The organism is Peteryoungia aggregata LMG 23059 (genome assembly GCF_030814435.1).
Classification (GTDB): Bacteria; Pseudomonadota; Alphaproteobacteria; order Rhizobiales; family Rhizobiaceae; genus Allorhizobium; species Allorhizobium aggregatum.
In genome coordinates this window covers 1-25545 of the sequence record NZ_JAUSUW010000008.1, presented here as the reverse complement: position 1 = coordinate 25545, position 25545 = coordinate 1, and the positions used below count along the sequence as shown (strand labels likewise).

Annotated in this window: 22 protein-coding genes and 1 pseudogene; 9 read left to right on the top strand and 14 right to left on the bottom strand. The window is 62.0% G+C overall.

What is annotated here, in order from left to right; translation table 11 throughout:
- Positions 1 to 2: 2 nt before the first annotated feature.
- From J2045_RS14500 to J2045_RS14485, 4 genes are all read right to left on the bottom strand, one after another.
- Positions 3 to 350, bottom strand: a complete 348-nt coding sequence (locus tag J2045_RS14500) for a type II toxin-antitoxin system Phd/YefM family antitoxin (RefSeq protein ID WP_307373960.1) — start codon at positions 348 to 350, stop codon at positions 3 to 5.
- 50 nt (positions 351 to 400) lie between these two features.
- On the bottom strand, positions 401 to 2095 hold the full coding sequence (gene ade, locus J2045_RS14495; protein ID WP_307373958.1) for an adenine deaminase: 1695 nt from the start codon (positions 2093 to 2095) through the stop codon (positions 401 to 403).
- 67 nt (positions 2096 to 2162) lie between these two features.
- Positions 2163 to 3032 carry an aldose 1-epimerase family protein gene (locus J2045_RS14490; protein WP_307373957.1) on the bottom strand — a complete coding sequence of 290 codons (870 nt, stop codon included), beginning with the start codon at positions 3030 to 3032 and terminating at the stop codon, positions 2163 to 2165.
- Between the two features lie 367 nt (positions 3033 to 3399).
- Positions 3400 to 3801 carry a rhodanese-like domain-containing protein gene (locus J2045_RS14485; protein ID WP_307373955.1) on the bottom strand — a complete coding sequence of 134 codons (402 nt, stop codon included), beginning with the start codon at positions 3799 to 3801 and terminating at the stop codon, positions 3400 to 3402.
- 138 nt (positions 3802 to 3939) lie between these two features.
- Here J2045_RS14485 and J2045_RS14480 point away from each other — a divergent pair, with 138 nt between their 5' ends.
- Complete coding sequence (locus J2045_RS14480; RefSeq protein WP_307373953.1) at positions 3940 to 4353, top strand: thiol-disulfide oxidoreductase DCC family protein; 414 nt, start codon at positions 3940 to 3942, stop codon at positions 4351 to 4353.
- A gap of 476 nt (positions 4354 to 4829) precedes the next feature.
- Here the strand turns inward: J2045_RS14480 and J2045_RS14475 are convergent, their stop codons facing one another.
- The 8 genes from J2045_RS14475 to J2045_RS14440 form a co-directional block, all read right to left on the bottom strand.
- On the bottom strand, positions 4830 to 5936 hold the full coding sequence (locus J2045_RS14475) for a branched-chain amino acid ABC transporter substrate-binding protein (RefSeq protein WP_307373951.1): 1107 nt from the start codon (positions 5934 to 5936) through the stop codon (positions 4830 to 4832).
- Positions 5937 to 6120: 184 nt separating this feature from the next.
- On the bottom strand, positions 6121 to 6387 hold the full coding sequence (locus J2045_RS14470) for a hypothetical protein (RefSeq protein WP_307373950.1): 267 nt from the start codon (positions 6385 to 6387) through the stop codon (positions 6121 to 6123).
- Between the two features lie 253 nt (positions 6388 to 6640).
- The gene (gene aptA, locus J2045_RS14465) at positions 6641 to 7969 is read right to left on the bottom strand and encodes an omega-aminotransferase AptA (RefSeq protein WP_307373948.1); all 1329 of its coding nucleotides are present in this window, start codon (positions 7967 to 7969) and stop codon (positions 6641 to 6643) included.
- Between the two features lie 362 nt (positions 7970 to 8331).
- Complete coding sequence (locus J2045_RS14460) at positions 8332 to 8652, bottom strand: ArsR/SmtB family transcription factor (RefSeq protein WP_166602233.1); 321 nt, start codon at positions 8650 to 8652, stop codon at positions 8332 to 8334.
- A gap of 117 nt (positions 8653 to 8769) precedes the next feature.
- A complete protein-coding gene (locus tag J2045_RS14455) occupies positions 8770 to 9516 on the bottom strand; it encodes a HugZ family pyridoxamine 5'-phosphate oxidase (protein WP_307373946.1) in 747 nt (248 codons plus the stop codon).
- Positions 9517 to 9559: 43 nt separating this feature from the next.
- Complete coding sequence (choV, locus tag J2045_RS14450) at positions 9560 to 10603, bottom strand: choline ABC transporter ATP-binding protein (protein ID WP_307373944.1); 1044 nt, start codon at positions 10601 to 10603, stop codon at positions 9560 to 9562.
- Positions 10600 to 11469, bottom strand: coding sequence for a choline ABC transporter permease subunit (choW, locus tag J2045_RS14445; protein ID WP_307373942.1), 870 nt, complete (start codon positions 11467 to 11469; stop codon positions 10600 to 10602). The genes choV and choW overlap by 4 nt, the downstream gene beginning before the upstream one ends.
- A gap of 93 nt (positions 11470 to 11562) precedes the next feature.
- Positions 11563 to 12459, bottom strand: coding sequence for a choline ABC transporter substrate-binding protein (locus J2045_RS14440; RefSeq protein ID WP_370873142.1), 897 nt, complete (start codon positions 12457 to 12459; stop codon positions 11563 to 11565).
- A 320-nt stretch (positions 12460 to 12779) separates the two neighbouring features.
- Here J2045_RS14440 and J2045_RS14435 point away from each other — a divergent pair, with 320 nt between their 5' ends.
- The 7 genes and pseudogenes from J2045_RS14435 to J2045_RS14405 all read left to right on the top strand — a co-directional run bounded on the left by J2045_RS14435 (position 12780) and on the right by J2045_RS14405 (position 20565).
- On the top strand, positions 12780 to 13166 hold the full coding sequence (locus J2045_RS14435; RefSeq protein ID WP_307373938.1) for a c-type cytochrome: 387 nt from the start codon (positions 12780 to 12782) through the stop codon (positions 13164 to 13166).
- A gap of 203 nt (positions 13167 to 13369) precedes the next feature.
- Positions 13370 to 14458, top strand: coding sequence for a coiled-coil domain-containing protein (locus J2045_RS14430; protein ID WP_307373936.1), 1089 nt, complete (start codon positions 13370 to 13372; stop codon positions 14456 to 14458).
- Positions 14459 to 14537: 79 nt separating this feature from the next.
- Positions 14538 to 15689, top strand: a complete 1152-nt coding sequence (locus J2045_RS14425; protein ID WP_307373934.1) for a hypothetical protein — start codon at positions 14538 to 14540, stop codon at positions 15687 to 15689.
- A gap of 2 nt (positions 15690 to 15691) precedes the next feature.
- Entirely contained in the window at positions 15692 to 17605 is a 1914-nt protein-coding gene (locus tag J2045_RS14420) for an AAA family ATPase (protein ID WP_307373932.1), read from the top strand.
- Positions 17606 to 17765: 160 nt separating this feature from the next.
- Positions 17766 to 18171: pseudogene (locus J2045_RS14415) on the top strand (endonuclease domain-containing protein).
- Positions 18168 to 19463: a DUF6638 family protein gene (locus J2045_RS14410; protein WP_307373930.1), complete on the top strand. Its 1296-nt coding sequence runs from the start codon at positions 18168 to 18170 to the stop codon at positions 19461 to 19463. The pseudogene J2045_RS14415 and the gene J2045_RS14410 overlap by 4 nt, the downstream one beginning before the upstream one ends.
- A complete protein-coding gene (locus J2045_RS14405; RefSeq protein WP_307373928.1) occupies positions 19456 to 20565 on the top strand; it encodes a DUF2333 family protein in 1110 nt (369 codons plus the stop codon). The genes J2045_RS14410 and J2045_RS14405 overlap by 8 nt, the downstream gene beginning before the upstream one ends.
- Before the next feature lie 182 nt (positions 20566 to 20747).
- Here the strand turns inward: J2045_RS14405 and J2045_RS14400 are convergent, their stop codons facing one another.
- Positions 20748 to 21440: a helix-turn-helix transcriptional regulator gene (locus tag J2045_RS14400; protein ID WP_307373926.1), complete on the bottom strand. Its 693-nt coding sequence runs from the start codon at positions 21438 to 21440 to the stop codon at positions 20748 to 20750.
- Between the two features lie 179 nt (positions 21441 to 21619).
- On the bottom strand, positions 21620 to 22084 hold the full coding sequence (locus J2045_RS14395) for an Lrp/AsnC ligand binding domain-containing protein (RefSeq protein WP_307373924.1): 465 nt from the start codon (positions 22082 to 22084) through the stop codon (positions 21620 to 21622).
- A 107-nt stretch (positions 22085 to 22191) separates the two neighbouring features.
- Between J2045_RS14395 and putA the strand changes: the two genes are divergently transcribed.
- Positions 22192 to 25311: a bifunctional proline dehydrogenase/L-glutamate gamma-semialdehyde dehydrogenase PutA gene (gene putA, locus J2045_RS14390; protein ID WP_307373922.1), complete on the top strand. Its 3120-nt coding sequence runs from the start codon at positions 22192 to 22194 to the stop codon at positions 25309 to 25311.
- Positions 25312 to 25545: the final 234 nt, after the last annotated feature.

The following is a 25545-nucleotide window of genomic DNA, read 5'->3' as shown; positions in this document are numbered from 1 at the left end:
GTTCAGCGGTCCAGATCCGCGATCAGAGATCGTTCCGTGAAGCGACCCGCTGCAAGGTCGTCCTTTGCCTTGAGCAGGCGTGCCGCATTGGCCGGCGAGGATAGCAGGTGGACGGTTTCGATGAGGCTGTCATATTCATCCTTGCCCATCAGCACAGCCGAGGACTTGTCCCGCCTGATGATCTCGACGGCCCCCTCAATGAGCGTGTCGAGACGGCCTTCCGCTGTGTCCTGTTTGATCTCGCGATCCCAGCGCTCGGCACGCAAGTCTTCAACAGACGCGGCGAAGGTGTCGAATTCCTCCGGCGACAGTTCACGCACCATTTCCACAAGTCGTTCGAGACGGGTCATCGCTTCATCCTCCACCCGATCATAGGACTTCTGCCGTCCGCTGCCAATCCTCACCCGATCAGGCAGAACTTGTCGACATCGACCATGCCCTTGTCTGAAATCTTCAGATGCGGGATGACCGGCAGCGGCAGGAAGGCGACCTGGAGGAAGGGTTCTTCCAGCGTGGTGCCGAGCGCATAGGCGGCTTGTCTCAGGTGATGCAGCGTATCGCGGACGCTCTCATAGGGCTCTAAGCTCATCAGGCCGGCGACGGGGAGCGGGATCTCGCCGGTCACCTTGCCGTCTTCGACCACGACGAAACCACCCTTGATTTCGCCCAGCCGGTTGGCGGCAAGCGCCATGTCCTCTTCGGAGACGCCGACAACGCAGATATTGTGGCTGTCATGGCCAACAGTTGAGGCGATCGCGCCCTTCTTCAGGCCGAACCCCTGGACGAAGCCATTGGCATGGTTGCCGTTCTTGCCGTGCCGCTCGATGACGGCGACCTTGATGACGTCGTTTGCGAGATCGACGGAGGTCTGGTTTCCCGAGGTCGGCAGGCGAAAGCGGCGGTGTTCGGTGATGATCTTGCCGGGCATCACGCCGATCACGGGCGTTTCGCCTTCCGCAACCGGAACGCCGAAATCGGCCGCCTTAACGACCCTGGCCTTGACGCTGTCGAGCCCGACGGGGGCGACGGGTTTGCGGGTGGCGAAGAGCGCGTCGGTCACGTGGCGACCGGCGGCAAAGACCATCTCGGCCTTGCAGTTTTCAAGACTGTCCACGACCACCAGATCGGCGCGCCAGCCGGGGGCGACAAGGCCGCGGTCGCGGAGGCCAAAGGCGCGGGCCGCCGAAATCGAGGCGGCGCGGTAGACGGCCAGCGGCTCGACGCCATTTCTGATTGCCTCGCGGATCATGTAGTCGAGATGACCCTGTTCGGCGATGTCGAGCGGGTTGCGGTCGTCGGTGCAGAGCGCGAGGAAAGGCGAAAGCCGCTCGGTCAGGATCGGCATCAGCGCGTGCAGGTCCTTGGACACCGAGCCCTCGCGCACGAGGATGTGCATGCCCTTGCGGATCTTCTCCATCGCCTCTTCGGCTGTGGTGCATTCATGGTCGGTGCGGATGCGGGCGGAGAGATAGCCGTTCAGGTCCCGGCCCGACAGCAGCGGCGAATGGCCATCGATATGGCCGTCCTGGAAGGCCTCGAGCTTCGCCAAACAGATCGGATCCTTGTGGATCACGCCCGGAAAATTCATGAATTCGGCAAGGCCTATGACCTTGGGGTGGCTGCGGAACGGTAGCAGCCGCTCGATCGGCAGATCCGCGCCGGAGGTTTCCAGATGCGTGGCCGGCACGCAGGAGGAGAGCTGGACACGGATGTCCATGATCGTCTCTTCGGCGGAATCAAGGAAGAACTGGATGCCCTCGGTGCCGAGCACATTGGCAATCTCGTGCGGATCGCAGATGACTGTCGTTACGCCATAAGGAAGCACGCATCGGTCGAATTCATGCGGGGTGACCAGCGAACTCTCGATATGCAGATGGGTGTCGATGAAGCCGGGCACGACGATCTTGCCTGAGATATCGATGACTTCGCGGCCCTCGTAAGTCTCGACGGTGCCGATGATGGTCTCGCCGCAGATGGCAATGTCTGATGCGACCAGTTCGCCGGTGACCAGATCGAAGAAGCGCCCACCCTTCAGAACGATGTCCGCCGGCTCGCGGCCGGTGCCCTGGTCGATGCGGCGTTCGAGGTCGGTCATGCGGGCTCTCCGATTCTGTGTGCAGTGCAGTAGTCTATCGCCTTGCTGCCTGCGGGGAAATGGCCGCTTAGCCTCTGATCTCGACCGTAAACCCAAACCGCATGGCGTCTCCGGCTGCCAGCGCCACTGTGTAGGGTCGCTCCACGAGCTCCGCCGTGCCGCCGGCATGGGCCGCCATGCCGTGCCAGGGTTCCACGCAGAGGAAGGGGGCGCCTGGCTTTTGCCACAGCGCGATATTGGGCAGGTTTTCGAAGGTGAAATGCAGCGATGGCCCGCCGTCTGCGGCGAAGGAGAGGCCGGTGCCGGCACCTTCGGGGAAGATCAGGGCGTCGTTGTCAAACAACGTATGGGCGAGTTCGAGCCGGCCTGCCTTGAAGGGCGAGGTCGGCAGCGTCTTGCCGATCAGTCCGTCTTCGAGCTGGATGACGCCGGGTTCTGCGCCATTGTCGAGGATCACCGAATGCTGTTTGCCGTCCGCGCCCGGCAGCGGCCAGAGAAAGGCCGGGTGGAAGCCGATGCCGAAGGGGAGCAGTTTGCCGCCGGTGTTTTCCACTGTTGCCGTCACCGAAAGCGTTCGGCCCTCAAGGCGATGCTCGAGCGTCAGGCGGAAGTCGAAGGGATAGACCGCGCGGGTCTCGGGCGTGGAGACCAGTTCATGGCGACAGGCCGTTTCCGTCTGCTCGACCATTGCGAATTCGCGGCGGCGCGCAATCCCGTGCTGTGCCATCGGATAGGTCGTGCCATTGACGGCCAAGACATCGCCGGGCGCCTTGCCGACGATCGGAAAGAGGATCGGCGAGCGCCCTGTCCACCAGGCGGCATCGCCGTTCCACAGAAAGTCCCGGCCATCCGCCGCCTGCAGCGACTGCATCTCGGCGCCGAGCGAGGAGATCTCGACGGCAAGCTCTGAATTGGCAATGCGAATCGTCTCGGACATGGGCACTCCTCTGAATGGTCTTGACCATCTTAGGGCGATCGCGCGGGGAGCGCGACGAGGAAATGGGCATTGCTTGCGAACCTCGTCCTTCGAGGGTCGCTGTCGCTGCAGCCTCTCCCTCGTGCTCCGATACCCCCCTCTGTCGGCTACGCCGACATCTCCCCCTCAAGGGGGGAGATTGCCGTTTGGCCATCTGCTTCCTCAAGGCAGCCGCAGGTTGGACGTTTTAACCTCGGGGTTTAGTGGGCAACGCGATACCGCGCGCCAATCTCCCCCCTTGAGGGGGAGATGCCCGCCCTTCGACAAGCTCAGGAGGGCAGAGGGGGGCACCACAGGCGCTGGGCAGGTCGCGACTCAATGCTGCCACTCAGCCCTTCACCTTCGCCACCACCGCCGCCACCGGCGAACCCTTGTCCCGCCAGGCGGTGAAGCCGCCTTCGAGGTGGCAGACGTTTTCCAGGCCCATTTCCAGCGCCGTTTTGGTCGCTAGCGCCGAGCGCCAGCCGCTGGCGCAGAAGAAGAGGAAGAGCTTGTCCTCGGCGAAGACGGGCTTGTGATAGGGGCTTTCCGGATCGATCCAGAATTCCAGCATACCACGTGGGCAGGCGAAGGCATCCGGGATCGTGCCCTCCCGTTCACGCTCGCGGGGATCGCGCAGGTCGACGAAGACAACGTTGTCGCGGCCATGCAGACGGGCCGCCTCGGATGCATCCACCGCCTCGACCAAAGCCCCGGCTTCCGCCAGCAAGTCCTTGTAACCCTTCTTCATCGTCATCCTCGTCGCTGCGTCATCGATCTCGCGCCTTGCGGCCATTCTAGCGGCGTTGGCGCGCCTGTCACGGCCTCCTGTTTCAGAGGACCTCCTGTCGCATGGACGCCGTCGGCGAGTTGGCCTAGCTTGAGGGTCATGAATACCACAACCGACGCCGGCGGCCCGATCATCCTCTTTGATGCCGAGTGCATACTGTGCTCGGCCAATGCGCAGCTCGTGCTCTCGAACGACCGCCAGAAGCGTTTTCGCCTTGCCTCGATGCAAGGGCCGGTGGGTGCAGCCCTCTACCGCCGCTTCGGCATCGATCCCACCAATCCCGACAGCATCATCGTCGTCGACGGCGATCATATGCTGCGCGACAGCGATGCGGTGCTGGCGATTTATGCCGGGCTCGGCTGGCCCTGGAAGGCGCTTTCTATCTTCAAAGCCGTGCCGCGCTTCATTCGCGACCCACTCTACCGGATGATCGCCCGCAACCGCTACCGGATCTTCGGCAAGCGCGACAGCTGCTGGCTGCCGGCACCGGAGTTCCGCGATCGGATTTTGTGAGGGGTGGGCGGGAGTATCTTCGCGGAGGGCGGACTTCGGCTGATGCCTGTCGTGTGGTTACCCCCCTCTGTAACTGCGTGACATCTCCCTCACACGGGGGGAGAGCGTAAAACCGCCGACCTCTCGTTCATATATCGGCTGTTGCGAAGCCGCGCCGCAGCGCCGGTGGCCCACTCTCCCCCCGTGTGGGGGAGATGTCGGCGCAGCCGACAGAGGGGGGTGCCACGCGGTAAAACGGCTACGGCCAACCTCCGCTTGGACGCGAGGTCGCGCACGAAACCTTCCCCCTCATCCTGAGGTGCATGCGGGAGCATGCCTCGAAGGATCGAGGCCGCAGCCAAAGCCACCCGTCCTCGTCCTTCGAGGGTCGCTTCGCTCCCGCCTCAGGATGAGGACTGACCCTCGCACTCTTTGATACCTCCACCAAAAAAGGCGGCCCTTGCGAGCCGCCTTCCTGTTCCGGAGCGATTGAAGCCTTACTCGGCAGCCACCGTCTTGCCGGCTTCCCACTTGTAGACGGCGAAGCTCTGGGAGGTGAGGTCGCCGGTTTCGCCATAGGTCAGTTTGCCGATGGCGGTCGGGATTTCGGAGCCGTCCTTGAGGCTCGCGGCAACCGCTTCGGCGTCGTCGACGCTCCCGGCCTTGGCAATGCCGGCAGCGATAACTTCGACAGCGGCATAGGTGTTCAGCGTGAAGGCTTCCGCCGGAATGGACTTTGCGGCGAGTGCATCGACAGCGGCCTTGCTGTCTTCGTTTTTCAGCGCATCGGCAGCGTTGGTGAAGATTGTGCCTTCGGCGGCTTCACCACCGATCGTCACGTATTCGTTGTTCGACAGGCCATCACCGGCGATCACTTGAGCCTTGAGGCCAGCATCCTGCATCTGGCGCACCAGAAGGCCGGCTTCCGGGTGGTAGCCGCCAAAATAGATCACGTCCACGCCATCAGCCTTCAGGCGGGTGACGAGCGCGCCAAAATCCTTTTCGCCTGCGGTCAGCGAATCCTTGAAGACTTCGGTGACGCCGCCGGCGTTGAGGGCTGCCTTGAAGGCGTCCGCGAGACCCTTGCCGTACTGGCCCTTGTCGTCAAGGATGGCGATCTTCTTGTCCTTGTATGTCGCCAGCACGAACTTGGCGGCCACATCGGCCTGCTGGTCGTCGCGGCCGCAGGTGCGCAGCACGGTCGTCAGGCCGCGGGCGGTGAGATCGGGGGCCGTCGCGGTCGGGGTCACCATCAGCACGCCGTTTTCGGCGAAAACGCTGGAGGCGGGGACGGCAACGCCCGAGGTGACCGGGCCGACGACGAAGCGCACGCCTTCACCGACGAGCTGGTTGGCGGCGGAAACGCCCTGCTTCGGTTCGCCTGCGTCATCGGCGATCTTCAGGCTCACCTGTTCGCCGTTGATGCCACCCTTCTTGTTGATTTCTTCAACGGCGGTTTCGGCGCCATTCTTGATCTGCGCGCCGACGGCGGCCAGCGGGCCGGTCAGCGGCGCCATCAGGCCGAGCACGATTTCGGCACGGGCAGCTGGTGCTGTGGCGATCAGTGCTGCAAGGGCCGCACTGGCGAGAAGTTGAAATTTCATGTCCTGCTCCTTGGGTCGGCGCGACCGATCTCTGTCGGTTTCAGCGCCATTCGGGTTCTTTTGTTGCTCCCCATGATCGCTTTAGACAAAAACGATGGGTGACAAAAGATCTGAAGCCGTGGTGTGCGAAGACGCCACAGCTTTGTCCGGGGCAGGAGGTGAAAGCCGGTTGCCGAAGCCGGGATCAGACGGTCAGCACGCGTCCGCTGCCGCCATCTTCCGCCTCGAAGCCGGCCTTGGCTGCGGCGGCATCCTGCTCTCGACGCAGGGCAAGTTCCGCCATGGCGATCTGCTGCAGTTCGAAGAGATCGTTGCTGATCTGGGCGCGGCGTGCAGCGAGCCGAGCCTCGTCGGCGCGGACGGCGGCGTTTGCTGCCGGCTCTGCGGATGGTTGAGGTGCGATTGCGGGGGACGCGTCTTTACCGAACATGCGCTTGAAGAGGTCGACCACGGATAGCCTCCCGGGACCTGGCCCGGCACGGTCACCCCCGACCTGATGTCGGCGATGAAGATCCCGGGGATGCTGCTGTCGTCGGTCGTCCGTGTCGCTATCATCTGCGTCGGGATCGAACGTGCGATTCTCATGACAATACGGGATGGCTTCGCGACCGACAAGGAGGAGGGCGGTCGCGAGGTCAGCCCCAGACAAGCCACAAAAAAAGCGGCCCCACGGGCCGCTTTTCGATGTCGATCCGAGGTCTGCCTCAGATGTTGCGCTCGAGCACCTTGCGCAGCTTGTCGAAGAGTTCGTCGATCTGCTCGGTCGTGATGATCAGCGGCGGCGAGAGCGCGATGATATCGCCCGTCGTGCGGATCAAGAGACCGTCATTATAGGCCTCGAGGAAGGCGTTGAAGGCGCGCTTGGTCGGTTCGCCGTCGATCGGTTTCAGTTCGATCGCGCCGATCAGGCCGAGATTGCGGATGTCGATGACATTAGGGCAATCGCGCAGAGAGTGAAGCTTCTCTTCCCAGTAGGGCGCGATTTCGGCCGCACGCGTCAGCAGGTTCTCGTCACGATAGGTGTCGAGGGTGCCGAGTGCGGCGGCAGAGGCTATCGGGTTGCCGGAATAGGTGTAGCCATGGAAGAACTCGATCATGTGCTCGGGTCCCTGCATGAAGGCGTCGTGGATCTCGGCGGTAACGAAGACCGCACCCATCGGGATGACGCCATTGGTCAGGCCCTTGGCGGTGACCATGATGTCGGGCTTCACATCGAAATACTGCGAGGCGAAGGGCGCGCCGAGGCGGCCGAAACCGGTGATGACTTCATCGAAGATCAACAGGATGCCGTGCTTGGTGCAGATCTCGCGCAGGCGCTGCAGATAGCCCTTCGGCGGGATCAGAACGCCGGTGGAGCCGGAGACCGGTTCGACGATGACGGCGGCGATGGTGGATGCGTCATGCAGGGTAACAATGCGTTCCAGCTCGTCGGCCAGATCGCCGCCATGCTCGGGCATGCCTTTGGTGAAGGCGTTCTTGGCCGGCAGATGGGTGTGCGGCATGTGATCGACGCCGGTCAGCAGCGTGCCGAACATCTTGCGGTTGGAGACGATGCCGCCGACCGAGATGCCGCCGAAATTGACGCCGTGATAGCCGCGCTCGCGACCGATCAGGCGGGTGCGGGACCCCTGACCCTTCACGCGCTGGTAAGCGAGCGCCACCTTCAGCGCCGTCTCAACCGATTCCGAGCCGGAATTGGTGTAGAGCACATGGGCCATGTTATCAGGCGCGATGTCGATCAGGCGGTTGGCGAGTTCAAACGCCTTGGGATGGCCGAGCTGGAAGGCCGGGGCATAATCGAGCTCGCCGGCCTGTTCGCGGATCGCTTCGGTAATCAGCGGGCGGCAGTGGCCGGCGTTCACACACCAGAGACCGGCGGTGCCGTCGAGCACCTGGCGGCCGTCATGGGTGGTGTAGTGCATGTCCTTGGCGCCGACGAAAAGGCGCGGCTCCTTCTTGTACTGGCGGTTCGCGGTGAACGGCATCCAGAAGGCGCGCAGGTCGTTCGGCGTGGAATTCAGGCGGTTAGACATAATGTTCTCCATGGCCTTCTTGTTCATGGGCGGCCACTGGCCCGGCTGTCGGCGAAACGCCGAAATCTGTTGATTGCGCCAGCACGTTAGCAGGCGGCGAGACACCGTCAAGCCACTGTCCCGAGGGCATCAACAAAGGTCATGGATCGCTGAATTCGGGTGATGGAAGGCGCCTGCCGGAAGCCTGTCTGCGAACCGGCTGCATCTGTGTGGCCGCAGTCGGGGCCGAACATAGAAAAAGCCCCGGCGGCAGATGCCGTCCGGGGCTTCGAAATCTCAGTTGCCGAGGATGTCACCCGATTGAACGGGTGATGCGCCGATCTCCTCCCACCTAAACCAGCGCTATCCTGGCAGCGCTGTCATCAAGCAGCAGTTTTGCTCGCTGCAACGGGCGGGCAGTAGATGCTTTCCAGCGTCGACAGAATCTTGATCACCGATTCGGATGTCGAGGAGTAGTAGATCGTCTGGGCGTCGCGGCGGGTCTTGACGAGCTTCTGCGCACGCAGCTTTGACAGGTGCTGCGACAGAGCCGACTGGCTCAGGCCTACCTGGGTCGCCAGAACACCGACGGGAACCTCGCCCTCGACGAGGCTGCAGAGGATCATCAGTCGCTTGGGATTTGCCATGGCGGAAAGCAAACCGGCAGCGACAGTCGATTGTTCGGACAAAGCTTTTGTTTTCATCTCAGTTCAACTTTCCTTGGTCGAGTGCCCTTGGGGGGAGTGGCAGTCGTTGAAAAATCCATGACTTAACTGGAAGCCAAACTCTACCAGCGTCGTCAAAATTGTATATGCCTAAATTTAAGGTACTGTGTATACTGAATTAGGTAACTCTAATAGCAATTCTTTATAATGTGTGATTGGCGTCACAAATTCGTGGCGAATCAGTAAGTCTTTGAAACTAAGGTCTAAACCGTGAGAATCGAGCGCCGAGATGCGCCAGTCCCCGTCCGGGGCGCCATGCACATTCACAGCGATCTGCGCGGCCAGGTCTGGATATGCCCCCCCTAATTCTCGCAGTACTGCGTCTTCGTCGGCATACAAATCATCGTTCATTTTCGGTATATGAAAATCGTCGCTGCTCAAATGATAGGCACGACCAAAGCCGCCATTCAGGCTTGCCCGTTCGGGCACCAGACGGAAAAAGCAGAAGTCGGGAAAATCGATATAAAGCTGCGACTTGGGGTGTCGTGCCAGAAAACGGGCCCTTAGCTGGCCATGTGTGTCGCTGTCGCGCGCGACGCGTTCGGCCATGCATTGCAGGGTCAGTCGCGGATGGGCGAGCGGGTCGCCCTTGGCCGGTTCGCCGGTCAGGAGCGAGGCGCGTGCATCGGCGTTGAGAGCCGTGGTGTGGGCAGAGAGGGCCGAGACGAGGATCACGGGCGCGCCGTCCTTGTCCATGCCGAGAAGCACGCGGCTGACGAAGGGGAAGCCGGTCTGCGGATCGATCACGCCGATCGCGGCGAAGCGTGCTCCGCGCAAGAGAATGCGCGCCTGGCGGCGCGCATCGTCGTCGGTGTCCCTGATAACCTGGGGCTTGTCGTTCATTGCCGTCTCCCGCATGCGTCTGTCTTCGGTGCGGGCAGGGAGGTCATCCCTTGCGGCGGTGCTTGGTCAGTCCGCTTACCACATCCTGGGCGTCGATCGTGCCGATGATGACGCCGTTGTCAACGACGCCGATCGTTCCGGGCTGCCGCGCCAGGGCATCCAGGACGTCGACCAGCGGCGTGCGCGGGGCAGTTGTCCCGGTCACCGCATGCTGATCACCGGAGACGCCGGCGCGCATCACGTCGGAGGCGATCAGCATGTTGATCGGGTTCATGTTCTGGACGAAATCCGCGACATACTGGTTCGTCGGGTTCTGGACGATCTCCTGCGGGGTGCCGCACTGGATGATGCGCCCGCCTTCCATGATGGCGATGCGATTGCCGATTCGGAAGGCTTCGTCGAGATCGTGGCTGACGAAGAGGATGGTCTTCTTCAGCCGCGCCTGGAATTCAAGCAGCTCGTCCTGCAGGCGTGTGCGGATCAGTGGGTCGAGCGCCGAGAAAGGCTCGTCCATCAGAAGGATCGGGGCGCCGGTCGCAAAGGCGCGGGCAAGGCCGACGCGTTGCTGCATGCCGCCCGAGAGCTCGTTGACCCGGCGCTCCGCCCATTTCGACAGATTGACGAGTTCGAGCTGGGCCGCCACCCGTTCCTTGCGCTCGGGTTCCGGAACACCTGCCAGCTCGAGCCCGAAGCCGACATTGTCGGCAACCGTGCGCCAGGGCAGGAGGCCGAATTGCTGGAAGACCATGGAGACGGTGTGCATGCGCAAGTCGCGCAGCACCTGAGCGGAGGCCTTGTAGGGATCGACATAGCCGGTCTCAGTGCGAACGCTGACATTGCCGCGAACGACAGGGGCGAGCGCATTGACGGCGCGCAGGAGCGTCGACTTGCCGGAGCCGGAAAGGCCCATGAGGACAAGGATCTCGCCTTCCTTGACCGCAAGCGAGGCTTTGGCAACGCCGAGGACGAGGCCGGTTTCGGCTCCGATCTCGTCGCGGGTCTTGCCTTGGTCGACCATGTCAAGCGCCCGCTGCGGGTTGTCGCCGAAGACGATGTCGACATTGTCGAAGATGACGGCGTCGGTCATGTGTCTTCTCCGGGAATGCGGAAGATCCGGTCAAGGATGATGGCGAGGATCACGATGCAGAGCCCTGCCTCGAAGCCCCGGGCGATGTTGACGGTATTGAGTGCGCGCACGACCGGCACGCCGAGGCCGCTTGCGCCGACCAGTGCCGCGATCACGACCATCGACAGCGAGAGCATGATCGTCTGCGTGAGGCCGGCCATGATCTGCGGCGTGGCGAACGGCAGTTCGACCTTGCGCAGCACCTGCATCGGGGTTGCGCCAAAGGCGACAGCCGCTTCCACCAGCGAGGGCGGTGTGGAGATGATGCCGAGGCGGGTGAGGCGGATCGGGGCTGCAATCGCAAAGATCACGGTGGCGATCAGGCCGGGCACCATGCCGAGGCCGAAGAGGATCAGGGCCGGAATGAGATAGACGAAGGTGGGGATCGTCTGCATCAGGTCGAGCACCGGTCGGACTGCGGCGTAGAGCCAGGGGCGACGGGCGCAGGCAATGCCGATCGGCACGCCGATGACCATGCAGACACCGGTCGCAGCCAGCACGAGGGCCAGCGTCTCCATCGTTTCCTTCCAGTAGCCCTGGTTATAGATCAGGAGCAAACCGAGGAAGGTGAAGACGGTGACGCCCAGAGAGCGACGCATCACCCAGGCGACCAGAGAAGACACGCCGATCATGAGCAGCGGATAGAAGGCTTCGAGTGCAGTTCCCTTGAGAAAGGGCGCCTGCAGCACAAAGAGCATGGCGTTGATGGATGCGCTCAATATGGTCGCGATGAAATCGAATACAAAATCGACATTGGCCGTCAGCCAATCGACGAAACTTTTCGACAAGGGCCCGATGGGCAGCTTGTTGTCGGTCAGAAAATCCATGTTTGTCCCCGAATGGCCACAGGTTCAATGCCTGGGAGGCCGCGCGGCCGGATCCCCTTCCTGCCGCGCGGTTCCACGATCGATGGACAGGGATCAGAGGCCGAGGGCCGTCTTCACCGCGCCGAGGCCGTCGCCGCCATCCTTGGTTGTCACGCCAGCGAGCCAGGGCTCGACGGCAGTCGGATTGGCCTTCAGCCATTCGCTTGCTGCCACTTCGGCGTCCTGGCCGTCATTCAGGATCTTGCCCATGATCTCGTTCTCCATGGCGAGCGAGAACTTGAGGTTTGTGACGAACTTGCCGACATTCGGGCATTCGGTCGTGTAGCCGGCGCGGGTGTTGGTGAAGATCGTCGCGCCGCCGAAGTTCGGGCCGAAGACCTCATCGCCACCCGACAGGTAGGTCAGCTTGAAGTTGGCGTTCATCGGATGCGGCTCCCAGCCGAGGAAGACGACCGGCGTGCCGTCCTTTTCGGCGCGGGCGACCTGGGCCAGCATGCCCTGCTCGGAGGATTCGACCACTTCGAAGGCGCCGAGGCCGAACTTGTCGGCGTCGATCATGTCGAGGATCAGGCGGTTGCCGTCATTGCCCGGCTCGATGCCGTAGATCTTGCCTTCAAGTGCCTCGGCATTCTTGGCAATATCGGCGAAGTCCTTGATGCCGAGTTCTGCACCCTTGGCATTCGTGGCGAGCGTGTATTTCGCGCCTTCGAGGTTGGGTCCGAAGATCTCGACGGACTTGTCTTCGCGGTAAGGCGCGATGTCGGCTTCCATGGTCGGCATCCAGTTGCCGAGGAAGACGTCGATGTCCTTGTTCTTCAGCGAGGAGTAGGTGACCGGGACAGAGAGCACGGTGGTCGTCGGCTCATAGCCGAGTGCCTTCAGGATGACGGATGCGGTCGCGGTGGTCGCGGTGATGTCGGTCCAGCCTACGTCCGAGAAACGCACGGTGGAGCAGCTTTCGGCTTCGGCTGCGGCTGCTGCGAGGGGCATCGCCGAGATGGCGATGAGCGAAACGGCGGCCACGAGTGTGCGGCGAGAGATGGAAGAGTACGTCATTGGCAGGCTCCCGGTTTTTTTAATGTTCCCAAGTCAACATTCAATACCGGAGAATTGCAAGGATGCCCGTGCGTTTGCGTCGCAGCAGCGCCCCTGTTTGCGACCTGCTCGCCTTTCTTCTCAGGGAGCGGGGGGCATTGGAAAAATATTCGAGGCTTGATAACCGTCAAAGCATCGACTTGCCCGTCATGCCAACAGATGATCCGATGGCACTGCGGCGCAAGCGCGCCGAATTGATCGATACAGGAGTTCCGATGAAAACGTCTTCCATGCTCATGCTGCTCGCGGTCGCTCTCGCACCGCTCCCAGCCTTCGCCGATGGTGATCCGGTCGCCGGCGCCAAGGCTTTCAAGGCCTGTCAGGCCTGTCATGTCGCGACCGAGGCCAAGAACAAGGTCGGCCCGCATTTGCAGGGCATCGTCGGCCGCCCGGTCGCCTCGATCGCCGAATACAAATACTCCCCCGCGATGGTCGAATATGGTCAGGGCAAGGTCTGGGACGACGCAACCCTCTCTGCCTATCTGAAGGCACCCAAGGCCGTCGTGAAGGGAACCAAGATGGCTTATGCCGGCGTCAAGAAGGATGATGATCTCGCCAACATCATCGCCTATCTCAAGGATCCCGCTGCCGGCGGCCAGTGATCCCGACACAACTCCCCGATGCGGCAGCCGTTTCAGGGCTGTCGCATTTCTCTGATAGCGCCTCTTGTGTGGGGCTCGCGACCATCCATATCGGATGATGGCGATTGCTCCTGTGCGCTGCGATACTTTCCCGCACCGGGAAACGCGCTATGGTGGTAGGCAACGAATCCGGCGCGTCGCCGGCAAGGGGACAGGGAGACAACATGGCGACTTTGCAATCCTTCGACAGCGAAATCGAGAAGACGCGCAAGATCGTGTCGGAGATGCGCGGCAAGATCGAGCAGTCCGGCGTGGTGCTGGACACGTTTGCCAAGAGCGATTCCAAGCTCACCGGCCAGGATTTCGATATCGAAAACGCCCGGATCTCAGATGTGCTCAACCAGCAGAAGGTGATGGAGGCGAACATCGCCGACCTGATCATCGGCCTGGAAGACGCGACCAATGTCTTTGGTGCCGAGTTCGAAAGCATGAAGAGCCTTTCCGGCATGGAAAAGTTCATCGGCATCTTTTCCAAGCAGAAGGCGCAGAGCATGCGCACCGAGCGCGTCCGCAACATGTCGCTCGCCGGCAATCTGCAGGAACTGCTCGCCAAGTCGGACAGCATTGTCGGCATCCTGAAGGAACAGAAGACGGTTCTCGAAGAGCGCTACAAGACGTCAGAGGCGAGCCTCGTGCAGGTGATCGAGCGCCGCAAGCAGACGATCGCCAATCTGGAAGAGACGCAGAAGCGCATTGAAACGCTCAATCCGGCGCTGCTCGACATTGAAAACAAGATCGCCGCTTCCACTGATACGTCGGAACGTACGGATCTCGAAGCCGAACGCTCGAAGCTTGCGACCGACTACAATCAGGCGCAGGCCCGCGAGCAGGAGCTGCTGGCCGAGAGCCAGACGCTGGAACGCTATACCTCAATGTTCCAGACCTTTGTCGACAGCTTGAACAACCAGATCGCGGCGCAGAACACGTTGATCAACAAGCTGACCATCGACACCGAACAGCGCATCGTCCTCTACAAGGCGCTCGAAGATTCGCTGAAGACGGCTGCCCAGCAGGATGTCGCGCACCGGATCAACACCCTCGGCAGCCAAGTCGATACGGCGGCCGAAGAGACGATGGCCGGCATTGGCGCGGCTGCCCAGCGGCATATCGGCGATCTCTTGGAACTGCACGAGAAGAACATGCTCTCGACGCAGGATATCCAGCGCCGCAAGAAGCTCGCCGACGACGCTTTCGCCCGGCGCTTCCAGTCGGTTCTCGACAAGCACAATGCGGCCAACTACGTGAAGCCTTGATCATGCCCATGACGTGGACGCGGCCATCCGGTCGCGTGCCGCTCTTGCGGTGCGCGGTCGTGTCGATGGGGGGAGGGGCATGAACGTCGTCGATCGCAACAGTGCAGTCACGCACTATTTCACCACCATGGCTTCGGCGCTTTCAGGCCTCGAGCAGTTCTTCGGCCAGTCCGATCGCCGCTTCGGCGAGACGGGACCGCCGACACTGCATCTGCTGCCCTATCTTGATCGCCTGCGGAACTCCTTTACCTCGTGGCAGAACCGCATCGGCTTTACCGGCCAGTTCAAGATCGCGCAGGCGGAGAGCGGGTTTCCGATCTTCCAGAACGTGCTGGAGCTGGAAAACGACCGGGCGGGAGCCGCATCCAGGCTTTCCACCATCCCTGATGTCGGCAAGCTGCGCACGGAAATGGTTGATTTCATCCTGCGGCAGAAGGAATTTCCGACCGCCTTGCAGCAGCAGATCGCCGAGCGGCTCTATCTCGAACAGGTTCAGGCCGGTGAAATCTTCTCGCCCTTCGTCCTGCCGACCACTGTTGCCGTCAGCGTCAATCCGCAGTCACGCCGGCCGTCCTATCTCGTCAGCTGGGCTGCCTTCGACGGCGTGAGCACGCTGCCGATGATCTATCTGGCGACGATCGAGGATTCCTCGGAAAACGTCACCAAGGTCCTGGTGACCGAGGACGGCAGACTGAATGAAGAGGTGGAGATCCCGCTTCCGGTCGGCGGACTGCTCAATCCGGAACTCGCCCGCACATTCGACGATTTCTGCGCCAGGAATTCGGCCTATTCGCTGACGCCGGCGACGATCGCAACCAATATGGACCGCGATTTTCCGACGCTGCATCCTAAATCGGTGCGCCGCGTCGTGCTCGGCCCGCTTTATTCGACGGGGCTTACCCAGAATTCCGGCCGGGTCACCGAGATCCTCGACCGGGTGCGCAAGCCTGAGAAAGCCTGGGTGATGACCTGGACCGTGCAGGAGGTGTTTTCCAAGCGCGAGCAGCCGGCGGTGAAGGGCTTCTTCTCGTCGACGCCCGCTTCCCAGGAATTCCACATAGAGACGCATGATCTCGAAGCCGCGCGCATGGGTGTCTCGACCTATGAGAAGCACGCGCTGGTGCCGCATGACGCCTATCAGGCGCTTTATGCGGCGAACGAGGTCAAGGCGATCTTCGGCAATTTCAAGGTGCATGTGATTTCCGGCAACCAGATTGTGAGCGAGGTCTGAACATGAGCGAACTGACTGCAGGCCTGACCACGCTCAGAGAAGAAGACATCGCCAAGCATCTGGCTGTCGCCCAGGGGCTGGTCACACGTGTCGTGGTGCTCGACCAGGGCGAGGGCGCCTCGGGTGCCCCAATCGCCGGCACCGGACGGCGATTTGTCTCGACGGTCTCGACCGGCTCGGTGCGCCGGACCCGCGAGGTCGAGCTTTCGAAGACCATCCAGGCGACCGGTTCTGCCGATCCGCTTCTGACTCCTGCCCAGCACACCGTGCTTTATCGTGTCAGGCGCGGCGCGCAGGTGGCGCTGGCCATATCGGATGTCTTTGCCCGGCAGAGCGAGCTGGAGCCTTTGCAGGCCCGGAATATCTCTGCACCCCTGCAGGGCGAGGAGGCTGCGCGCTTCAAGGCGCTGCTCGCCTCGCAGGCCTATGTCGCGGCCTTTGCCTTTGCTGCTTACCTCAAGTCCACGGTCGCGGGCGAGGGCGAACAGCTCGACGGCATCCGCGAGCCGGATTTCCTCTTCGACACCGCCCAGGATGCGCTCAAAAGCATGGTCGCCGGCATCGATACGGCGGTGAAGGGGGCGGGTGATGACGCGACGCTGATCGGCCGGGTCCGTGGCCTCGCCGATCTTGCGCTCGACGGGCTTCTCACCCGTAAGGCGCGCTTCGAGCATCTCGGCGTCTTCGAAAACGCCCTTATCCGCGTCGATCAGGACGATTTTACCCTCGACGGTTTCGACGGCGTGCCGGGCGTTAAGTCGAAGCCGCTTTCGATGAGCTTCAAGAAGCCCGAAGAGATCATCGGCAACCACATTGCCAAGTATCAGGCGCTGAAGCTCGCCAAGATGCTGATGGCCTATGACTTCGATCGGCAGATGAACCCCTTCGTCGATCTCGGCGGCTTCCTCTTCACTTTCATCGGCGACGGCATGCCGGGCACGGGCAAGACGATCCTGATCCAGATGCTGGCAGGGCTGCTCAACGACTACTGCAAGATGGCGGGTTATGCCTTCCATTACGAGAATTTCGGTGTCGACCAGATCTCGTCCTATCAGGGCAAGTCGGGCCAGAACTGCAAGAGCTTCGTCAACAACGTGCTCAACCCGCGCGTCATCGGCTTCGGCACGATCGACGATGTCGACCAGGTCACCGCCAAGCGCTCCGACGACCGTGCCTCTGCCGGCCAGCATGAGGTGACAGCCGTCCTGATGGAAAGCTTTGCTGGTGCCTCGACCGTGGTGCGCGGCAATGCGACCTTCGGCATGTTCTCCAACTACCCTGAGAATGTCGACGATGCGCTGCGTCAGCGCGCCGGCGCCCGCTGGCTGGTCGATGGGCCGCAGACGCGCGAGGACTATATCGACATCTTCTCGCTGCTCGTCGGCAAGAACCATCAGATCCCGCAGGGCGAGCACGCCTTGTTCGCCGGCCAGGAGATCCAGAAGGCCGTCAGCCGCTCCTATGGTGAGCATGATCGTCCGAAGGAGGATGGGCTGGTCGCCGTGTGGGAACGCTATGAGAAAAGCGAAGGCAAGATCGAGACGCTGGCCGATGTCGGCGCCTATCTGCACGCGATCAAGCTCGCCGAACCGCGCTTCACGGGCCGCGCCATCAAAAACATCACCGATGCAATCAAGATGCGGGCGATGGATGTCGAACTGCCCGACGCCTGGTTCGAAAAGCCTGATGCTTTCGTCCACAAGAGCTACGACGAGAAGAAGGCGATGATATCGGAGCTGCGCGGCCCCGTGACGATGGAGATGATCCTGCAGGAGATCAACCGCTACGCCGACTCGGAATTCCGCTATGCCGACAAGTCGGATGATGCGGCTGTGACGGAGATCATCCGACGTGAGCGCCAGCGCGAGCGGGCGATCGGCGAGATCGAGCGGATGAAGGGGGAGGGGAATTGGTGATTGAGCGCTGCGCTTGCCCCTCATCCGCCCTTCGGGCACCTTCTCCCCGTAAACGGGGAGAAGGCCTCGCCGCTAGCGTCGCGCTCCCCCTCTCCCCGCTTGCGGGGAGAGGGTAGGGTGAGGGGCATTTGCAGATCGCGATGTGGTCAAGGGGGCACAGATGCGGGGTGCGAACCAGAAAAGGACAGCAAGGGCGAGAAGTCTTAGAAAAGGTCGAGAATGATGCCGAAGCCGCATTGTGGAGCGAATTGCGGGCACGGCGTCGGGCGGGGCACAAATTCGTGCGCCAGCTTCCGATCGGACCGTACTTCGCTGACTTTGCCTGCCGCGAGGCTCTCTTGGTCGTGGAAGTTGATGGCAGTCAGCATGCTGACAGTGAATATGATGCGAAACGGAATGCATTTATGAATGCCAATGGGTGGTCAGTGGTCAGGTTCTGGAATGCAGAGGTGCTGCGAGAACGCACAGCCGTGCTCGACACCTTGATCGCCATCCTCGATGGCAGGGTTGGCGAAGCTGTTCTCAGCCGCGACCTTGTCTACCTTCCGGCGGAGCGACTGGCATGAACCGCCTCCTCGAAGCCGAACTCATCTATGGCCGCCTACTTCCCATCCGCGAGCCGCATCTCGTCGCGCGCTACAACAAGGCGCTCGTCGCCTTCGGGCTGCCGCCTACCAAGCTCACCGAATTCAACATCGACATCACCGGTTTTTCGCCGCAGGTGGCGGCTGAGCTCGGCGATCCCGACTATCTCGACCCGCTGAAGGTCAACCGGCGCTTCATCATTCTCACCCCGGAGCAGGACAGCCTGCCGGTGGTGCATACGAGCTTTTCCAACACAGCCGGCCTGATGCACGAGTTCTATTCGGCCAATGCGCGGGCGATCCATGCGATCACGCTGAAGGACACGCTCTATGGCGAGATCGAGGACAGCGTCTCCGAGGTGAAGACGCTCGACGATCTACTGTCGATCAACGAGGTGAAGTTCAAGGTGCTCTCGGCGGAAGATCTGCTCGGCAAGGCGGGCCAGCTTCGGCAGCTCTGCGATGCGCTGATCACGAGCCCCGATGCCTGGCGGGATGATACGATGCTGGAGCGCATGGTGTCGCTTGCGAAAGAGACCGGCGACATCCGCCAGAACACGCTGGTGCCTGATAAACTCGTCTTCCGCCACGACGCCTTCTGGGCGGATCATTTCGGCGGGGTCTTCGTCTTCGTCGACGAAAAGCTGACCACTGTTATCTGCGATCCGGAGGCCCCGGGCTTCCGTCGATCGCGGCCGTGGCAGGTCAGCTACATCTCGATCCGAGACACGGCGCAGGTGGCCGAATTCCTCGCACGCACCAACCGGCTCGAACTGCCGCGGGCGAGCTGGGTCGAAAGCTCCGGGCTCTTTGCGCATCGTGCCGAGATGGCGCTGCTCTCCGTTGCTGCCTCGCTTGATCCGGTGCCGGATCTGAGCCGTATCGACGCGGTCTGGATGCAGACCTTCCTGCACCGCAATGCGAAGGTGATCAACGAGCGAGGCGTCTATCCGCTGCTCCAGGAGGCCTCAAGGACGCTATCGCGCACCGGCGCGCTGAGGATGGCGGATGTCGATCCGAAGCTGCGGCTCTGGCTGGTGCGCTCCCTGCCCGATCATCCGGACCAGTGGCTGACCAACCGGCTGATCGCGCATCTGACGGCAGAGGATTTCGTCTCGCGTTTCGTCTTCGACAAGCAGGGCTTCTACCGCACTTACGAGCAATACCCTGAACCCTATCGCGACTATGTTGTATCCCGCTTGTCCGACACTTATCTGAAGGACAAGGCTGCTTTCCGCAAACGCCTCTACGGACTAGGAGATGACCATGCTTGACCCGATCATCGCGTTTTTCCAGCGCGTCTTCGCCGCGATCGGTCGCGGCATTGGCATGGTGGTCGCCTGGCTGCTCTGGCCGTTTCTCGCCGCCCATGGCTGGTATCGGGATCGGACCTGGGTCATCAAGGGGCCGATCCTTGCGGTCCTCTTCCTCTTGGTGGTCGTCTATGGCCAGTTCATCTATCGCACGCAGGTCTGGCATGGCTTCGATCCGGCCTTTGTTCAGGCCTACAAGTTCGACGAGCGCACCGTGTCTGCGGGGGCGCCGCTGCCCGGCGAGGCCAATCGTTGCCAGGATTCGGCTGTCGTGACGACGGCTGCTGCCCTGACCGACCAGAACGTCAACCAGAACAGCTGGATTTCGTCCACGCTTCTCTACAAGCTCGGGCTCTTCGGGCTCGATTGGGACAACACGCCCTATATGGACAATAAGGCCTCGTTCCAGCGCGGCGTGAACCAGGTTGTGCGCCGGACCGGCATCCAGCTCGCCGACAATCTCGGTCGCGTGCGCGGAACCTCTGGTATCAACAACGACCTGCAGGATGCGCGCGGCAATCTCCAGTTCGACGAGAGCACCTGGTATTTCGGCACGGATCCCTTCGGCTTCAAGACACCGACTCCGAGCTATTATCGGGCGGCGGTGGAAAGCTGGACACGGTTCAACGCGTCGCTTGCCACCTGTGAATCAGTCTTCGACGCGCGCTCCGACAATCTGCTGCAACTGCTCGACGGTATGGCGAGCGATCTCGGCAATACCTCCGATATCCTGCGACGCCGTTCCGAGGAGTTCAACGCCGGCTGGTTCGATACCCGTGCCGACGACCGTTTCTGGTTCGCCTATGGGCAGCTCTATGCGCAATATGCTCTGTTGCAGGCAACCCGCGCCGATTTCAGCGGCGTGATCCGGGAACGCAATCTCACCGTGATCTGGGCCGGTATGGAAACTCAGTTGCAGGCTGCCTTGCGTATCCAGCCGGCGATCATCTCCAACGGCAGCGAGGCTGGCTGGATCATGCCGACCCATCTCGCAACCATGGGCTTTTATATCCTGCGGGTGCGCTCCAACATGGTCGAGATCCAGGCGATCCTCGATCGCTGATTTTCACCAGGGCAATTCCGGCCAAGGTACGGAGCGGTTTTGCGAACGGAGTTGCGTCGAGACGAAGAGATAGAGCATTGAAGGCGACTCCGCTTTCGCCGGAAATGCGCTAGCGCAGGCACACGACGACAAAGGCCCGGTCGCGAGACCGGGCCTTTCGTTCTTTCCGAGGCTTGGCGCTGTCAGCTGATGATCTTCATCCGGATCGCCTTGGCGACCAGCTGGGTGCGGTTGACACAATCCAGCTTGCGGATGGCGTTGGTCATGTAGGCATTCACCGTGTGATCCGAGAGCGACAGGATCTGGCCAATCTCCAGCGAGGTCTTGCCCTGGGCGGTCCAGCGGACCACTTCCAATTCGCGCGCCGAGAGGACCGTGATGTTGCCAACCGTGCGACGCAGCCGGTCGAAGACGTCGAATGCCTGAATGCTCAACATCGACAATTCGTTGATTTCCGGCATGGTCAGTGAGGCGCGATCGCCGTCGTAGCGAACGACGAAACGGCTGCCATCGACAGAATTTACCGAGAACAGGACACCGGAAATCAGCCGATACTTGTGCATCAGTGCTGCAAATTCGGGAGGGCAATCGAAGGACGCGCTTTTGCCATCCTGCCCGATCGTCCAGGCGTTGTGCATGATGGAGCGGCTGATATGCGGCACTGTCGGGCAATTGCGCAGGAATTCCAGCCGGTCGAACTCACGGCAGTAGTCGATCGGCAGCGTCGACTCGCGAACCAGCGGACCAAGCAGCCTGTCCTGTGCTGTAGGGGCTGTCGCCAGCGTGACGTAGTGGAGGTCGTATTCACGTGCCGCCCGTGACCAGCTGTCCATCAAATCGGCGCGGTTCTGACAGCTCCCGATGTCTTCACTCAAGAGCGTCTGTCGTTCTGGCAACATTTTATCAATTTCGAAAGTTGATAACAAAGTGGAAGTTAATGACCAATATATCAGTCCGGACGAAAAGCTAGCGATTTTTCGGGCGTTGTCACTATTAATATGACTAATTTCTGACCGCTGCCGATCAAAATGATGTTGGCCTCTTATGGCGATCTTTACACCGGCAAAGCAGAGCCGGCCTTCACTTCTTCCATCACGGCATAGGTGTGTGTTTCACGCACGCCGGGTAGCGGCAGGATGACCTCCGAGAGGAATTGCCGGTAGGCTTCCATGCCTGCCACGCGCGCCTTGACCAGATAGTCGAAGCCGCCGGCGACCATGTGGCATTCCATAACGTCATCCGACCGTTTCACGGCTGCGGCGAAGGTATCGAAGACGTCAGCCGTGGTGCGGTCCAGCTTCACCTCGATAAAGACCAGCAGATTGCGTCCGAGCTTCTGCGGTGAGAGCATCGCCATGTAGCCGGTGATGTAGCCTTCCCGCGTCAGCCGACGAACCCGTTCGGCGGTCGCCGTGGGCGAGAGGTTCACCCGTTCGGCGAGTTCAATATTGGTCAACCGACCCTCGGCTTGCAAGGCGCGCAGGATCTTGCGGTCGAGGCGGTCGATTTCCTTGCTCATTCTCTACGAAGCTCCAGTTCCGTAGTGAATATGCCAGAAAATTGAATGAAGAATAGCGAGAAATTCTGCAAACCGGAAGATATGTTGCGGATACCACGGAGGTGACAATGATCAAGCCAGCCACGACAGATTTTCCGCGTTTCGAAGCCCCCTATGCCGGCGACGACGACCAGTTCATGCGCCACTTTGCGTCACGTCTGACGCTGTCGGAGAGCCAGAACGGCGCCATCGACCGCCGCGCCACCACCTATATCGAGGCCATCAGAGACAACTCGGGTTCGATCGGCGGCGTTGAGGATTTCTTGCGCGAATACGGGCTGTCGACCCGTGAAGGTCTGGCGCTGATGGTGCTGGCAGAGGCACTGCTGCGCGTGCCGGATGCGCTGACCCAGGACCGCCTGATCGAGGACAAGCTGAAAGAGGGCGGCTGGAGCGAACACGAGGCGCATGGCGACAGCTGGTTCGTCTCGGCCTCGGCCTGGGCGCTTGGTCTGTCTGCCCGCGTCATCCGTCCGGGCGAGACGCCTGAAGGCGTCATGCGTGGTCTCGTGAAGCGCCTTGGGTTGCCCACCGTCCGCTCCGCCACCAAGCAGGCGATGCGTTTCCTCGGCCATCACTTCGTGCTGGGTGAAACCATCAAGGACGCCCTGTCGCGTGCGGCCAAAAGCGAAGAGAAGGGCTATCGCCATTCCTTCGACATGCTGGGCGAGGGCGCCCGCACCGCCGAAGATGCCAAGCGCTATTTCCAGTCCTATGCCATGGCGATCGAGGCGATCGGCGCGCATATGGCCAAGTTCGGCAAGAGCCAGCAGCTGCCGAACCGCATGGGCATCTCGGTCAAGCTCTCGGCGCTGCATCCGCGTTATCTCGCGACCCATCGTGACCGGGTGATGCGTGAACTGGTGCCGGATCTCCTGAAGCTTGCGCAGATGGCCAAAGCGCATCAGCTCAATTTCACCGTCGATGCGGAGGAGGCCGACCGTCTCGAACTCTCGCTCGACGTGATCGCCGCCGTCTTTGCCGATCCGTCGCTTGCCGGCTGGGACGGGTTCGGTCTCGCCATCCAGGCCTATCAGAAGCGCGCCCCGCAGGTGATCGACTATATCGACAGCCTCTGCCAGCAATATGGCCGCCGCATGATGGTGCGTCTGGTCAAGGGCGCCTATTGGGATACGGAAGTGAAGCGCGCCCAGGAGCGTGGTCTCGACGACTACCCGGTCTGGACCCGCAAACCCGCGACCGATCTGTCCTACCTGCATTGTGCGGCGAAGTTGATGGAAAAGCGCGCCCGTATCTTCCCGCAATTTGCAACTCACAATGCGCTGACCGTCTCGACGATCATCGAGCTTGCCGGCACTGACCGCTCGGGCTTCGAATTCCAGCGCCTGCATGGCATGGGCGAGGCGCTTTACGATACGTTGCTGTCCGGCAATGATCGCATCGCCTGCCGCATCTATGCGCCCGTCGGTGGCTACCGCGACCTGCTTGCCTATCTCGTCCGTCGTCTGCTCGAAAATGGCGCGAACTCCTCCTTCGTCGCCGTTGCCGGCGATAAGAATATCCCGGTCACGGCACTTCTGGAGCGACCGACCGAAAAGCTCGGCCTTGGCAATGGCCAGAGCGCCCGCCACAGCCAGATACCGATGCCCTCGGGTCTCTACGGCGACCGCAAAAACAGCGCCGGCTTCGAATTCGGCCATCGTGACAATCTCGAAAGGCTGATGGCCCGTATCGGCCAGCCGCTGGCCGAGATTGCGGCTCATCCGCTGGTGCCGGGGGCGAGTGGTGCGACGCGCGAGGAGGCCGTGTTGTCGCCGGCCGATCGCTCCCGCAAGGTCGGCACCGTGCGCAACGCGACGCCCGCCGATGTCAACAGCGCCTTTGCCGCCGGTCGCCAGGGCTTTGCCCGCTGGTCGCGGCTGCCCATCGAGGAGCGTGCCGCAACCCTCGACAAGATGGCCGACCTGATGGAGGCCGATCGCGACCGGCTCCTGTCGCTGCTGGCGCTCGAAGCCGGAAAGACGCTGGACGACGGCGTGGCCGAAATCCGCGAGGCCGTCGATTTCTGCCGCTATTATGCAACCCAAGCCCGCAAGCAGTTCGGCGAGGCCGAGGTGATGCCCGGCCCGACGGGAGAACTCAACCGTCTGTCCTGGCGTGGTCGCGGCGTCTTTGCCTGCATCTCACCGTGGAATTTTCCGCTGGCAATCTTCCTCGGTCAGGTCTCCGCCGCCCTCGTCGCCGGCAATGCCGTGATCGCCAAGCCGGCCCCGCAGACACCGCTGATCGCCTTTGAGGCCGTCAAGCTCTTCCACCAGGCGGGTGTTCCGCAAGACGTGCTGATGCTGCTGCCCGGTGCAGGCGACGTTGGGGCTGCGATCGCCGCCCATCCGAAGCTTGCCGGCATCGCCTTTACCGGCTCGACGGCGACAGCCCAGGCGATCAACCGGACGCTGGCCGCCAAGGACGGCCCGATCGTGCCGCTGATTGCCGAAACCGGTGGCCTGAACGCCATGATCGTCGATGCGACCGCGCTTGCCGAACAGGTGGCCGACGATGTCGTGCTCTCGGCGTTTCGGTCTGCCGGCCAGCGCTGCTCGGCGCTGCGCATTCTCTATCTGCAGGAAGACATTGCCGATGGCATGCTCGAGATGATCGAGGGTGCTGCACGCGAGCTCAATCTCGGCAATCCGCTTGATATCACCACCGATATCGGCCCTGTCATCGACGAGAAGCAGAAGGTGATGCTGGAGGCTCATATCGCCGAGATGAAGCGGAGCCAGAAGGTGCGTTACGCCGGCAAGGTGCCCGCGACCGGCAACTTCTTCGCCCCGCATATCGTCGAGCTCGATCGTTCAGACGCCCTGACGAAGGAGATCTTTGGCCCCGTTCTGCATGTCGTGCGCTGGAAGGCCAAGGCGCTTGACCAGGTCATCGCCTCGATCGATGCCACCGGCTACGGGTTGACGCTCGGCGTGCACAGCCGCATCGAATCCACGATCCGCACCGTCACGGAAGCGCTCGACACCGGCAATATCTATGTCAACCGCAACATGATCGGCGCCGTCGTCGGCACCCAGCCCTTCGGTGGCTCGGGCATGTCCGGCACGGGCTTCAAGGCCGGCGGTCCTGCCTATCTCAGCCGCTTTGCGGTGGAGCAGGTGATCTCGGTGAATACGGCGGCTGCCGGCGGGAACGCGAGCCTGATTGCGATTGGCGAGGGGTGAGGGGAGTTCCACCTCCCCCTTGAGGGGGGAGGTCGCCGCGGAGCGGCGGGTGGGGGTGAACGCCACCCCGAGTTCACTGCGTTAAAGTGGGGCTAGCCTCACGTCCGTGGGGCCCCCCCCCCCCGGGGGGGGGGCCCCCCCCCCCCCCCCGGGGGGGGGGGGGGGGGGGGCCCCCCCCCCCCCCCCCCCCCCCCCCGGGGGGGGGGCCCCCCCCCCCCCCCCCCGGCGAGGCGG